Origin of the sequence: uncultured Algibacter sp., from assembly GCF_905480415.1 — a bacterium.
GTDB lineage: Bacteria > Bacteroidota > Bacteroidia > Flavobacteriales > Flavobacteriaceae > Algibacter_B.
In genome coordinates this window covers 1-14,335 of sequence record NZ_CAJQQI010000029.1, presented here as the reverse complement: position 1 = coordinate 14,335, position 14,335 = coordinate 1, and the positions used below count along the sequence as shown (strand labels likewise).

The following is a 14,335-nucleotide window of genomic DNA, read 5'->3' as shown; positions in this document are numbered from 1 at the left end:
ACAAACTAATTTATAGTTTTATGATTGCAAAGAAACTAAATTTTTATTAAAATGTGCATATAGATTTTTAACAAAATATACGGTTATACCATTTAAATAAAGGTCTTACATAACTTTTATTGACTTAATAAATAAATCAAATTTTTTTCAAAAAATGATTTGCAAAGTAATAAAGGCTTTGTATATTTGCCCTCGGTTTTAATAGAGCCTCTATTCTAAAAATTACAATTCAGATTTAAAAAAATAAGAACATGCCAAAAAGAACGTTTCAGCCATCAAAAAGAAAGAGAAGAAATAAACATGGTTTCAGAGAAAGAATGGCTTCTGCTAATGGTAGAAAGGTATTAGCACGTAGAAGAGCTAAAGGAAGAAAAAAATTATCTGTGTCATCTGAAAATAGACATAAGAAATAATGATTAACAATTGTTGATAATTAAAAGGTGTTACTTAAGTGTAACGCCTTTTTTTGTATCTACTGATTACTATTTTTGCAACACATTAAAGTACAACATATAACCAGTAAAAATGCCAAAAAATCCAAAACTAAAATCGATACTAATTATTGGTTCAGGTCCTATTGTAATTGGACAAGCATGTGAATTTGATTATTCAGGAACTCAGGCCTTACGTTCTCTAAGAGAAGATGGAATTGAAACTATTTTAATCAATTCGAATCCTGCAACCATCATGACTGATCCTACGATGGCAGATCATGTATACCTGTTGCCATTAAACACAAAATCGATTATTAAAATTTTAAAAGAACACCCTCAAATTGATGCGGTTTTACCAACTATGGGTGGTCAGACAGCTTTGAATTTATGTATTGAGGCCGATGAAAAAGGAATTTGGAAAGATTTTGACGTTGAAATCATAGGTGTTGATATTGATGCTATAAATATTACTGAAGATAGAGAGCAGTTTAGAGAGTTGATGCTTAAAATTGGTATACCTATGGCGCCGCAAGCTACTGCTAATTCATTTTTAAAGGGTAAAGAAATTGCACAGGAATTCGGATTTCCTTTGATAATTAGAGCTTCATTTACTTTAGGTGGTGCTGGGGCATCTTTTGTTTATAAAGAAGAAGATTTTGATGAATTATTAACGCGTGGATTAGAGATTTCTCCAATTCACGAAGTTATGATAGATAAGGCTCTAATTGGATGGAAAGAATACGAGTTAGAATTACTTAGAGATTCAAATGATAATGTTGTGATTATCTGTTCTATTGAAAATATGGATCCTATTGGGATTCATACTGGGGATTCTATTACGGTAGCTCCAGCAATGACATTAAGTGACAGAACATATCAGAAAATGCGTGATATGGCCATACATATGATGCGCAGTATCGGTGATTTTGCAGGTGGATGTAATGTGCAATTTGCTATTTCACCTGATGAAAACGAAGATATTATTGCTATTGAAATTAATCCTCGTGTATCGCGTTCTTCTGCATTAGCAAGTAAAGCGACGGGATACCCAATTGCGAAAATTGCAGCTAAATTAGCATTGGGTTATCACTTAGATGAATTAAATAATCAAATTACAAAATCAACTTCTGCATTATTTGAGCCAACCTTAGATTATGTAATTGTTAAAATACCGAGGTGGAACTTCGATAAGTTTGAAGGATCGGATAGACGATTAGGACTTCAAATGAAATCTGTAGGAGAGGTCATGGGCATTGGTCGTTCATTTCAAGAAGCACTTCATAAAGCAACACAGTCTCTTGAAATTAAGCGTAATGGATTGGGTGCAGACGCAAAAGAAAACAAAAGCTATGAACAAGTCATAGAAAAACTTACTTACGCCTCTTGGGACAGGGTATTTATTATTTATGATGCTATTGCAATGGGAATTCCATTAAGTAGAATTCATGAAATCACAAAAATCGATATGTGGTTTTTAAAGCAATATGAAGAGCTTCATTTTTTAAGAAATGAAATTTCAACTTTTACTATAAATACACTTGAAAAGGATTTATTGCTCGAAGCTAAGCAAAAAGGTTATGGAGATAGACAAATAGCACATATGCTAGGTTGCTTAGAAAGTGAAGTGTATAGTAGACGTGAAGCGTTAGGCGTGAATCGAGTTTATAAATTAGTTGATACATGTGCAGCAGAATTTCAGGCAAAAACACCGTATTATTACTCCACTTTTGAAAGTGATATGGAAACGGCTGATGGTAACCGATATGCAGATAATGAAAGTATAGTTACTGATAAGAAAAAAGTTATCGTTTTAGGATCTGGACCAAATAGAATAGGTCAAGGTATAGAGTTCGATTATTGTTGTGTTCATGGCGTTTTAGCTGCCGCTGAATGTGGTTATGAAACCATTATGATTAATTGTAATCCTGAAACGGTATCAACAGATTTTGATACTGCCGATAAATTATATTTTGAACCTGTTTTCTGGGAGCATATTTACGATATCATTAAACATGAAAAACCTGAAGGTGTTATTGTACAGCTCGGAGGTCAAACCGCTTTGAAATTGGCCGAAAAATTAACGAAATATGGTATTAAAATTTTAGGAACTAGTTTTGAGGCTCTTGATTTAGCTGAAGACAGAGGTTTATTTTCAAACCTTTTAAAAGAAAATAATATTCCTTATCCTGAATTTGATATTGCAACGACGGCTGATGAAGCTTCTGCTATTGCTGATGTACTGGATTTTCCAATTTTAGTGCGTCCTTCGTATGTTCTAGGTGGTCAGGGTATGAAAATTGTTATTAATAAAGAAGAGTTAGAAAAGCATGTTGTTGATTTATTAGGTAGAATGCCAGGGAACCAATTATTACTGGATCATTATTTAGATGGTGCTATTGAAGCTGAAGCTGATGCGATTTGCGATGGTGAGGATGTGTATATTATTGGTATTATGGAGCATATTGAACCTTGTGGTATTCATTCGGGAGATAGTAACTCTTTATTACCACCATTTAATCTTGGGCCTCTAGTGATGCAACAGATTATTGATCATACAAAAACCATTGCTTTAGCATTAAAAACAGTCGGTTTAATTAATATTCAGTTTGCTATTAAAGATGATACCGTTTATATTATTGAAGCAAACCCGAGAGCTTCTAGAACCGTGCCATTTATAGCCAAAGCGTATGGTGAGCCCTATGTGAATTATGCAACGAAAGTGATGTTAGGCGAAAAGAAGGTGAAAGATTTTAATTTCCAACCTAAGTTAGATGGCTATGCCATTAAACAACCTGTGTTTTCATTTGATAAGTTTCATAATGTCAATAAAAAATTAGGACCAGAAATGAAAAGTACTGGAGAAAGTATTTTATTTATTGATAGCTTAAAAGACGATGAGTTCTATGATTTATATTCTAGACGGAAAATGTACTTGAGTAAATAGTTCTATTTTTTTAGTTTTAGTAGTGTTTTTATGTTATTTTTATTAAAAAAATTTATAAAATCTAAAGCTATGTTAAAAAAATTACTTTTTACTTTATTATTATCCGCTACCATAAGTTTGGAGGCGCAAACTAATGAGACAATCAATATTGATTGGAGTTTTAATTCAACTCCATCAGCAGCGGGGAATGCTAATTCTAGCAGAACAATAGAAGTTGGTGATACCGTAATTTGGACTTGGTCTGCAAATGGAAGTAGTCATAATGTGAAAAGCACTTCTGGTGAAACTTTCGAGAGTGCATTTTCTGGTACACAAGGAAACACATTTTCGCATAAATTCATTACTGTTGGAACTAGTAATTACGTCTGTCAACCGCATCCTGGGAATATGTTTGGGACAATAACTGTTGTTGCTGAAGGTACGTTAAATGTACAATCTTTTGAAGATGTTCTAAATGCAATTAATTTATATCCGAATCCTGCTTCTTCAAATTTAAAAATTGATATTCCTAGTAAGATTGCAGGCGATGTAACTATAGAGGCATTTGACGTTTTAGGAAAACGTATTGTTGTAAAAGAAGCTAACAAATTATCAAATAGCCTAGACATTGCTAACTGGAATAATGGTGTTTACCTTATGAAAATTTCTTCTAATAAAATAGGTAAGTCTATAACAAGAAGATTTGTAAAGATTTAAATTACACTTATAAAATAAAAAAAGCCTTCATTTTTCAATGAAGGCTTTTTTTATGATTTAGCCATTCTTATTTTTTATTTAGAATAAAATGGAATGTAACAATTACTATCTTCGACAATTTAGAACTAACCACTTTAGGTATTTTAATATCAAAATCGTCAACGTTTACTTCAAATGTACCAGAAAGGATAATATTATTAGCTTCATCTTTTGATAAAGTTAAAGGTAAATTTTCTAATGTTTTAGTTTTACCATGAAACTCAAGGGTACCATTATAAGTCATCTTTCTTTTTGAGGCTTCAAGTGTTTCTATATCAAAATCACTAATCTTACCTTTAAATGTTGCTTTCGGATATTTGTCTGATTCAACATAATTTTCATTAAAATGCTCCTCCATTAATGCATTTTTAAAGCGAAATCCTTTAACAAGTACTAACGCCGCAAACTCTCCGTTTTCAGTATTAATAATGGCTGTTACAGATTTGTTTGTAGCTTTTACTTCTTCAAAAGAAGGTAAAGATGCTTCAAAAGAAACAATTCCGTTTCTAGTGATAAATTTATTCTGAGAAAAGCTAAACAAGCTGATTAATGAGAATACTGTGATTATTAAATATTTCATAAGGTTTCTTTTTGCTTTATTGCACTAAAAAAATGTTACCCGAATTCAAAACAGAAATTAATTTTCTAATAACCCGTCATCCTTCCATTGTTGAATATCATCTCTTAATGACTGTGTCATTAGTCCACCTTGCGGCATTGGGCTTGATGCATTATTAATGCGACCTAATATGTTTTCAATTGAATTTTTTACTTGAGTGTATGTGCTGTATGAGGTTGGCGCACCATTTGATGCTGGACTTCCGTGGCAATTTGTACAGTTATTACTAATAATTGCTTTTACATTAGCATCATAAGTAATTTTACCAATAGGTAATTCTGGAGTTTGTTCGGTTAAATCATCATTACTACTGCTCGAGCAGTTGTAAAAAATAATTGTAACCGCTATTACGTGAATTAAGTTTTTAAATTTCATAGCAAATGTTATTTAAATTATTAAAAAGTTCGACTTAAATTAAATCCAAAATAAATATTTCCATCAGACCAATTGCCTTCTGCTTGCCCCAGGAATCCGTTAGCATTCATAGCTTGAGCATTTGAGAAATGCATTTGAAATACATGACCACCGGTTTCTAAATCAAATCCAATGGAGAGCGGGTTTTTGTATGGAGAATTATTGGCTCTATTTAAATGCCAGCCGTAATCAGCATTTATGGACCATCTTTTCCCTAGTTTATATCTCCCGCCAAACCCCAATGCATATTGTGAGTTTTTTTGTTCATCAATGGCGACATAATTGTCATGAAAAAAAGTGGGAGCAAGCTCCAATGAAAAATCAGTGTTTATTTTTCTAGAAATAAGAAATTGAGCTGTATACCCTAATCGATGCTTAAATTCTAAAAAAGGCAGGTTTTGTTTATCAAGAGCTGTATTTATTAATAAGGCATTAAAGCCTACAATAGTAAATGGAAACCCATTTTTTTCTTGTCTTTTTAGTCTGTATTTTACCGTCACATCATAGACTTTAAGGAACGAGCTTCTAGAAACTCCAATATTAAAGGCATCTGTTATTCCATAAATAAAATTAAGGCGTGTTACGGCATTATCTAAGCCAAAAAAGGTGTCAAATCCATTTTCTATACTCCCAAATCTATGAGAAACAACTAGTGTAAATTCATTTTTATAAACGAGTTTAGTAGATTCGAAATTAACAACTTTTAAACCTTTAAAAGCTGCAATTACATATGAAGTATCTCTAGATTCTGAATCTATATCTTCTAGCAAATCATTTTGAGAATAAGTTAATACTGGGTAACAAAAAAGAAATAGTAATAGGTATTTCATATATATTTAGTGTTTAGGTTTTATAAATCTTTTTGCATTAATCATATACCATTAGATTTTTAATAATTAATATTCTTTAAAATCATAGACAAATACTTTAAGCGCATTTTACAAATCGAATTATCTAATTTAAAATAAAACATTGATCTAACTTGATTTGTTCTAGTAAATCATCAAATCCAATAACACGACCTTTAATTGTTATTTGTGTTTCAATATTCAAAGAAGAATGAGCCAAACTATCATTGATAGTGCAATAAATCCCATCTGACAACAAGAGGCCTCTTGGATTAATTTCTTTAATTATTCCTGAAACTTGAATTGTTTTGTTTAAATATTTTTGTTCTGATTTGCTTGGTTCTTGAATAAACTCGCTAATGATTAAAGCGGATGTGATTATTAATTCTGGTTTTTCATTTTTAATATCTCTATGCTCACGAAACAAGTATAAATAACTACCTGCAGCAGCGAGAAATATAATAGCTAATACTACAATCCATTTTCGCATAAACTCTATTTATTTGAATACATTTTCTAGGTCACAAAAATTAAATCGATACATCCTTACTAAGGCTTATAAGTGATTTAGTATATCTGTTAAGATAATATAAAAAAACTTCCATTACAAGTCCACCTTAGCATTCTGTTTTTTTATAAATTCAATGTGCTCTTCAACTTTAAATTCTGAAGCTTTAAAATTAGATGATCTTTTTCTAGTTTGGTTTTGTCTAGCTATGCTTCTTGCAAAACGTCTAACACTTTGCTCAGTATCTAAAATTAAACCAGGGACTTTTACATTTTTTCCGTTTTCATCCTTCGCAACCATTGTAAAATAAGAGGAGTTACAATGTTTTACTTTCCCCGTTTGGATGTTTTCTGATTCTACTCTTAACCCAATTACCATAGATGTTTTACCAGTATAATTAACAGAGGCTTTTAGAGTTACTAATTCACCTACTTCAATCGGATTTAAAAAATCAACTTTATTGACAGATGCGGTTACGCAGTAATTTCTAGAATGCTTTGATGCACAAGCAAAAGCTATCTGGTCCATTAGGTTTAATATATGCCCACCATGAATTTTACCGCTAAAATTCGAGTGTGATGGCAGCATAAGCTCCGTTAGCGATACTTGAGATTCCTTGACGTGTTTAAACATATTTAATTTTGTTCTTCTTCAACTTTAGTTATGAAATATTTTGTATCTCCAAGCCAAAATAATGTTTTGTAACGCTCAAAATAATGAAGTTTAACAAATTTACCTTGTAATCTATTTAAGTCTTCAATGGTTTGCTTTTCGTCATCTTCAACAGAAAAGATAAATGTTTGAGCCTCAGAAACGCCTTGACTTATTTCTCCTTCCCAAGTTTTAAATAGAATACCCTTATTGCTAAACTTTACAAGTTTTCCTGCTCTTATGCCATCACTGTAGTGCGCAAAATAGACGAAACTGAAAAACCCAGCAAATACGATGAGTATGACTATAAATAGTTTAATTAAAAATTTCATCAAATAAATTAGTTTAATTAGTGTCTTCTTCAGCACGTTTTATAATAGCTTCAGGAAGAGATTTTTTAGCTTTTGCACCCATTTTTTTTAGTTTTTCGACACTTGTAATAAGGTTGCCTCTTCCTTCAACTAGTTTATTCATAGCTGAAGAATAATCACTTTTTGCTGCATCAATTTTTTTCCCAACACCAGTAAGATCTGAAACTAAGCCCTCAAATTTATCATAAAGTGCCCCAGCTTGTCGTGCAATTTCTATGGCATTTTGTTGTTGCTTTTCGTTGTTCCACATGCTGTCAATGGTCCGTAAAGTTGCAAGTAAGGTAGATGGTGTTACAATAACAATATTCTTTTCAAAGGCTCGATTATAGATGGAATTATCTTCATTTACAACTATTGCAAATGCTGGTTCTATAGGGATAAACATGAGTACGAAATCTGGCGATTCAATATCATATAAATCTTGATAATTTTTATCTGAAAGTTGGTCTACGTGTTTTCGAATAGAGTTAATATGGGCTTTTAGAAAAGGTGCCTTTTCAATATCGTCTGCATTAACCAAACGCTCATAATCTGTTAAAGATACTTTACTATCAATAATCATTTTTTTACCATCAGGAAGATGTAAAACTACATCAGGTAAAACACGAGAGCCATCTTCTCTTGTAAAACTTTGTTGAACAAAATACTCTCGGTCTTTTTCTAAGCCTGATTTTTCTAAGTCGTTCTAAAACTAATTCTCCCCAATTACCTTGCATTTTACTGTCGCCTTTTAATGCTCTAGTTAAATTGGTAGCTTCCTTTGTCATTTGTTGGTTGAGGTCTTTTAATCCCAGTAATTGCTCTTTTAATGCCGAATGCATACTGATGCTTTCTTTCTGAGTTAAATCGACTTTCTCTTCAAAAACTTTAATTTTTTCTTGAAGTGGATTCAAAATATTTTTGATGTTTTCTTTATTCTGAATTGTGAATTTTTCAGACTTTTCATCAAGAATTTTAGTGGCTAAAAGTTCAAAATCTTTACGTAATTGCTCTTGTCGTTCTTCTATTTCAGCATCACGTTTTACATTTAATTGTTGTAGATTTTCGTATTCCGAATTTCTTTTAGCTAATTCTGTGCTTAAAAATTCTTTTTCTCTTCGAATCTCTTCACGTTCAGTTTCTATTTTGGTTAAATTTTGTTTTAGCTCTTCAATGGTTAAGCCCATTTGGTTTTGCCGTTCTTTAAGCGTGCTTTGGTCACTTTTACTTTTAAGTTTTGTGTAAAGCATGCCTAAATAGGCCCCAATAGCTGCAGAAATTAAAATGGATATAATAAGAATAAGACTGTCGTTCATTTAGAAAGGAATATAATCAAAGATAAATTTTTAAGTTGAAAGATTAAAGACTGGTACAGAAGATTTCTATTAGAAATCTATTTTTATGAATTCTTATTTTTTTATCCTAAAACTACCTGTTTTTTCATCAAATGCAATTAAATCCTTTGGGAATAATGTTTCAAAAGTGCCTTTAGAAATAAGATTACATGGTTCATCTGAGACCACTTCATTATTTGTCATCACGATTAAATTATCACATAACTGAATAGCTAAATCTATTTCATGTGATGAAAACAAAATAGTTTTATTGGTTTCCTTAGCCAGTTTCTTAAGTAATTTTAAAATGTACGCTTTATGATACATATCTAAATGCGTGGTGGGTTCATCAAGAATAATCAAATCGGTATCCTGAGCCAAGGCACGAGCAATCATCACTTTTTGTAATTGACCATCACTTAATTCAAAACATTTTTTATGTTTTAAGTCAGTAATATTAGTTTGTTCTAGCGCGGTATTGACTATCTCGATATCATTTTGAGATAAGTTGCCAACCCAGTTTGTATAAGGCTGTCTTCCTAAAGCTACGAGATCTAAAACAGATAAGTTTTTTGCAGCTAAAGGTTCGGTTAAAACTAAACTCATTACTTTGGCTAAATCAATTGGAGCGTATTTCAGGAAATCAGTATCATTAATCAAAACTTTTCCGCTTAAAGCGTTTTGAACATTAGTAAGTGTTCTTAAAAGCGTAGATTTACCAATGCCATTCGCTCCAATTAGACCTACAAGGCTCCCTTTCTTTAATGCAATATTGATGTTTGAAGCAACTATAGTTTTTCCTTTTTTTGAAGTATAACCAATTGATAAATCTTTAGTTTTTAAAATGATATGTTGGTTTTTGCTTTCCATTTAAAATACTATTTTTCGTTTTCTAACTAATAACCAAATTACAACGGGAGCACCAACTAATGATGTAATGGCATTTATAGGTAAAGTGAAATCACTGTTAGGTAGTTGAGCAATACTATCACAAATTAACATCACTATAGCTCCAAATAAAAAAACAGCAGGTAGTAAAATTTTGTGGTTTGAAGTATTAAAAATTTGTCGAGTTAAATGTGGAATAGCCAAACCAATAAAGGCAATAGGTCCTGTAAAAGCAGTAATAGTTCCTGCTAATAAACTTGTGGCTATAATTATTACTAAGCGACTTTGTTTTATATTTAATCCTAAACTTTTAGCATAGTTCTCTCCCAAAAGTAAAGTGTTTAAAGATTTGATTGCCGAAATACCAAGCGTAATGCCCAAAGCATAAATCAAGAATAAAATGCCAAGATCTTCCCATGATACGTTACCTAAACTACCAAAGCCCCAAAAAACGTATTGTTGCAATTGTTCCGCAGACCCAAAATAGGAGAGTACACTTACAATTGCTGAAGTTATGCTTGCGAACATGAGTCCAATGATAAGAATTGCCATTGTATCACGAACTTTTAAAGATACCATCAAGACGGCGAGTAAAACTAAAAAACTACCTAGACTAGCAGCAATAACTACGCCCCATTTCGAGATTAAAAGAGAAGCTAAAACGCCTCCAAAAATACTAGATCCCAATATGACTAAAGCTACACCCAAACTTGCACCAGAACTGATACCTAAAACAAAAGGACCTGCTAATGGATTTCTAAATAGTGTTTGCATTAATAAACCTGAAATCCCCAAACCCGAACCAACAATTACAGCAGTTAAAGCTTTTGGTAATCGGTAGTTTTTAATAATGTGTTGCCAGGGCTCTTGTTCCGTTGCATGTCCAATAAGCCCCTTAAATATATCTTCTAATGGAATTGACACTGAGCCTAAACTTATATTCACAAAAAAACAAGCTATTAAAATAACTATCAATATTAAAAAGGGTATTCGATATGTCTTTTTGTTTCCCAATTATTTCAAAGGTTTAAAGAAGAAAAGTTCGTAATTTTCTAATAGTTCTGGATGACAAATTTTGGTAATATCTTTTAATACCAAATCTGGTCTTGTCATCCCTAATTCGTAATACAAAACACCTTCAGTAGCTCCAGTTGTATTGGTAAATGTGTAAATATTTTTATTTTGAAAGGCTTTAAACATAGCGTGATTTTCATTGCTATTTTTTAAAGCCTCAAAACTTATATAATTTGAGGGGCTCAACCAGATATCGGCTTCTTTAGCTTTCACATAAACGGATTCAAAGTTCAACTTCAAACTTCCTGAACCTTTTGTGCCGCTCCAAAGATAGTTTACATTGGCATCTTTTAATAATTGTGCTTCCGTACTCGTACCATTTGGTAAATACCAAATATCATTATGCATCGCACCACTCAAAACGGTTGGTTTTGTTTTCACGTTTTGGGCTAATTGTTTCACTTCTAAATAGTCTCTTTCAATTTTATTGAAAATGGAATCTGCTTCTTTTTCTTTTCCATACAAAATACCGAAAAACTTTATCCATTCCGCTTTAGCTAACGGAGAATTTTCAACCCAGTCGCCATTAAATATGACAGGAATTCCAGAATTTTTAATAGTTTCTAATGATCGGTTTCCTCCATCAATTTCAAAGCCAACAACAAGGTCAGGATTAAGCTCCAAAAGTACTTCTGTGTTTAACCCTTCATTTTTGCCAAGTTCTCTTATTCCTCCGTTTTCTAAATTATGTCTTACACTTTCAGAAGAAATATATTCGGTTCCGGGAAAGCCAACTAATGTATGTTCAACACCTAATAATTCTAAAGCTGGAATATGGGTTGTTGATGTGACTACTATTTTTTTGATCGGATTTATAAGGATGCCATCGTATTCATTTTTTGAAAAAGTTGTTTTTATAGCATGTTCTTTATCTATTAAAACATAACGATATTGCTTCTCAGTTTCTGGCCATGGATTTATTATTTCCAGTATTTTATGTGTTCCTAAATCTTTTACAGAAAAACCTTCGGCATATTTAAGGTCAATAAAGGTGTTATCAATAGGGACTTCTAATTGCTTTTTGATTTTATTTTTACAATTTAATAAACCTAATGAAATAATTAAAATAAAAAAAATATGCTTCATAAATGTAATCTGACATTTGTCACGCTTAATTATTTGATAGATATCTATTTTCAAAAAAAAATAATATCATGCGAGACTGTTCAAATTTAACAATATATATAGTAGGTGGCGTTATAATAGCTCATTTTCTTATCGGCTTTATTTATCTTATTTATTAAATGAATCAGAAAAAGTAGAATTTGTTTATTTACTTCTATTTAAATCATCTACTTTTGCATCGAAATTTTGGTTCTGTTTAATTTTTGATTGAATGGATTAAAAGGGAATCTGGTGAAATACCAGGACTGTTCCCGCAACTGTGAGCTACAACGCTTCATGTTCAACTTCAATGTCACTGAAGATTATTCTTTGGGAAGACCAACATGAAGACGCAAGTCAGGAGACCTGCCATTTTCAAAACAAATAAGTTAAACTTTCGGGATAAAAGTTTGCGTATAGATTTATACGATTCTCGAGTAATTATTCATTAAAATGAAAAAAGCAAATGTTTTTGGATTCCTATGTTTAGGATTCTCATTGGTTGGTTTTGCGCAAGAGCAAATCGATTCAACAAAAGTAGAGCAACTTGATGAAGTTGTTGTTTCAGATTCACGATTCAAATTAAAACGTGAAAATTCAGGTAAAACGGTTATTAAAATCTCACAACAGGAGATCGAAAGAAACCAAGGTAGAACTGTTTCAGAATTAATTAATACTAAAAGTGGTATTGAAATTAATGGTAGTCGCGGTGTTGAAGGCCAAAATTTAGGAACCTTTATAAGGGGCGGGAACAATAGGCAAGTTTTAGTACTTATTGATGGCGTACAGATTAATGATCCTTCAATTGTAGCTAATGATTTTGATTTAAGATTATTAAATTTAAACACTGTTGAATCTATTGAAATAATAAAAGGAGCTTCAAGTACACTTTATGGTAATGCTGCTGCAACTGCTGTGATTAATATAACCACTAAAAAATCGTCAAAAAAAGAAATTTCTGCTAGTTTTTTATCAGTAGTAGGTACAAATCAAACACAAGATGATTTAAATTATAATGGCTCAAATTTTACTAACAATGTGTCTGTGAATGGTACACTAAATAAGTTTACATATTTAGCGAGTTTTGGTAATCGTTATGCTGATGGTTTATCTGCTTCAAAATCAGAAAACCCAGAGAAAGATCCTTTTTCAAGATATAATACCAATGTAAAATTAGGTTATGAATTCTCTGATAATTTTGAAATAACAGCTTATGCTGGTTATGATAAATTTAAAACTGATATTGATGGATTCCCGGCGCCAGCTTATGCTTTTGCTGATACGGATGATGAATATATTTCCCAGCAAAAAAGAGTAGGTGTATCACCTAAATTTACTTATGAAAATGGAAGCTTTCAAGTAAATGCTGCGTATACTAAAATAGATAGAGAAACTATTTCTGAATTTGGTTCTGTTAATGAAGCCGATAGCTATGTTATTGATGCTTTTAATAAATATATTTTTGATGAGTCATTTTATACGATAGTAGGTTTGAATTATAGTGATTACAATAGTTTGTTTACCACTGAAGAAAGTTTCACAAATACAGACCCTTATTTGAATGTTGTTTATGTTTCTGATTTTGGATTGAATTTAAATGCAGGGGGAAGACTAAATAATCATAGTGAGTATGGTTCACATTTGGTTTATAGCTTAAACCCTTCTTATGATATTGCTGTAAATGAGGGTTATGCTAAAGCATTTGGTTCTTATGCTACATCGTTTATTGCGCCTAATTTGTCCCAATTATTTGGCTTTTTTGGAGCAAATCCAGATTTAAAACCAGAAGAAAATCAAACCATAGAAGGTGGTTTAGAGTTCAATACAAAAAAAGGATTCCGTATAAATGGTGTGTATTTTAATAGGAAAGAAGCCAATACCATTATTTATACTTCAGCTTATGAAAACGCAACTACAGATGCTACTGTGCATGGTTTTGAATTGGAAGCTCAAGTTGATGTTGTAAAAGATTTATCAATTTCTACTAACTATACGTTTACCGAGTTAAAAGATGGTGTGAGATTGAGAATACCAAAACATAAAGCGAATGCAAGTTTAGGATATGATTTTTCTAAAACGACATATGCATCTTTAAATTATCAATTTGTAGGGAGTAGAACAGATACTAATTTTTCAACATTTTCAAATGAAGAATTAAGTTCTTATTCATTAATCGACTTATATTTTAGTCATAAATTAATTAACAATAAATTGAAGCTTTTTGCAAATGTCACTAACGTATTAAATGAAGATTATTTTGAAATTTTGGGATATACAACAAGAGGAAGAAATATAAGTTTAGGGTTGAATTTAAATTTATAATAAGCAAAAAAAGAAATATAAAAAGGTTGCTTTAATGTATTTTGAAGCGACCTTTTTTATTTTGGTCTTAAATCGCAATAACAAACCCCGTATTTTTCGTCGTCGCTTTT

Annotated in this window: 13 protein-coding genes, 1 pseudogene and 1 riboswitch; of the genes and pseudogenes, 4 read left to right on the top strand and 10 right to left on the bottom strand. The window is 31.5% G+C overall.

Annotation, left to right across the window (positions count from 1 at the left end; genetic code table 11):
* Positions 1–251 precede the first annotated feature (251 nt).
* The 3 genes from rpmH (at position 252) to QZ260_RS02815 (ending at position 4,074) form a co-directional block, all read left to right on the top strand.
* Complete coding sequence (rpmH, locus tag QZ260_RS02825; protein WP_295982498.1) at positions 252–413, top strand: 50S ribosomal protein L34; 162 nt, start codon at positions 252–254, stop codon at positions 411–413.
* Between the two features lie 112 nt (positions 414–525).
* Positions 526–3,378, top strand: a complete 2,853-nt coding sequence (carB, locus tag QZ260_RS02820; protein WP_295982495.1) for a carbamoyl-phosphate synthase large subunit — start codon at positions 526–528, stop codon at positions 3,376–3,378.
* Between the two features lie 69 nt (positions 3,379–3,447).
* Complete coding sequence (locus QZ260_RS02815) at positions 3,448–4,074, top strand: T9SS type A sorting domain-containing protein (protein ID WP_295982492.1); 627 nt, start codon at positions 3,448–3,450, stop codon at positions 4,072–4,074.
* A gap of 67 nt (positions 4,075–4,141) precedes the next feature.
* Here the strand turns inward: QZ260_RS02815 and QZ260_RS02810 are convergent, their stop codons facing one another.
* From QZ260_RS02810 to QZ260_RS02765, 10 genes and pseudogenes are all read right to left on the bottom strand, one after another.
* Positions 4,142–4,693: a YceI family protein gene (locus QZ260_RS02810; RefSeq protein ID WP_295982490.1), complete on the bottom strand. Its 552-nt coding sequence runs from the start codon at positions 4,691–4,693 to the stop codon at positions 4,142–4,144.
* Between the two features lie 57 nt (positions 4,694–4,750).
* On the bottom strand, positions 4,751–5,107 hold the full coding sequence (locus tag QZ260_RS02805; RefSeq protein WP_295982489.1) for a hypothetical protein: 357 nt from the start codon (positions 5,105–5,107) through the stop codon (positions 4,751–4,753).
* Positions 5,108–5,127: 20 nt separating this feature from the next.
* Positions 5,128–5,976 (bottom strand): DUF5777 family beta-barrel protein, encoded by an 849-nt coding sequence (locus QZ260_RS02800; protein WP_295982487.1) that lies wholly within the window; start codon positions 5,974–5,976, stop codon positions 5,128–5,130.
* A gap of 124 nt (positions 5,977–6,100) precedes the next feature.
* On the bottom strand, positions 6,101–6,484 hold the full coding sequence (locus QZ260_RS02795) for a hypothetical protein (RefSeq protein WP_295982485.1): 384 nt from the start codon (positions 6,482–6,484) through the stop codon (positions 6,101–6,103).
* 114 nt (positions 6,485–6,598) lie between these two features.
* Positions 6,599–7,135 carry an acyl-CoA thioesterase gene (locus tag QZ260_RS02790; RefSeq protein WP_295982482.1) on the bottom strand — a complete coding sequence of 179 codons (537 nt, stop codon included), beginning with the start codon at positions 7,133–7,135 and terminating at the stop codon, positions 6,599–6,601.
* Positions 7,136–7,137: 2 nt separating this feature from the next.
* A complete protein-coding gene (locus tag QZ260_RS02785) occupies positions 7,138–7,485 on the bottom strand; it encodes a 6-phosphogluconate dehydrogenase (protein ID WP_295982479.1) in 348 nt (115 codons plus the stop codon).
* A gap of 13 nt (positions 7,486–7,498) precedes the next feature.
* Positions 7,499–8,819, bottom strand: a pseudogene (rmuC, locus tag QZ260_RS02780) (DNA recombination protein RmuC).
* Positions 8,820–8,912: 93 nt separating this feature from the next.
* Positions 8,913–9,707, bottom strand: a complete 795-nt coding sequence (locus QZ260_RS02775; protein WP_295982476.1) for an ABC transporter ATP-binding protein — start codon at positions 9,705–9,707, stop codon at positions 8,913–8,915.
* Positions 9,708–10,739: an iron ABC transporter permease gene (locus tag QZ260_RS02770; RefSeq protein ID WP_295982474.1), complete on the bottom strand. Its 1,032-nt coding sequence runs from the start codon at positions 10,737–10,739 to the stop codon at positions 9,708–9,710.
* A complete protein-coding gene (locus tag QZ260_RS02765) occupies positions 10,740–11,885 on the bottom strand; it encodes an ABC transporter substrate-binding protein (protein WP_295982472.1) in 1,146 nt (381 codons plus the stop codon).
* A gap of 209 nt (positions 11,886–12,094) precedes the next feature.
* A riboswitch (cobalamin riboswitch) is annotated at positions 12,095–12,292 on the top strand.
* Between the two features lie 64 nt (positions 12,293–12,356).
* Between QZ260_RS02765 and QZ260_RS02760 the strand changes: the two genes are divergently transcribed.
* Complete coding sequence (locus QZ260_RS02760; RefSeq protein WP_295982468.1) at positions 12,357–14,225, top strand: TonB-dependent receptor; 1,869 nt, start codon at positions 12,357–12,359, stop codon at positions 14,223–14,225.
* The last annotated feature ends 110 nt before the right edge of the window (positions 14,226–14,335 follow it).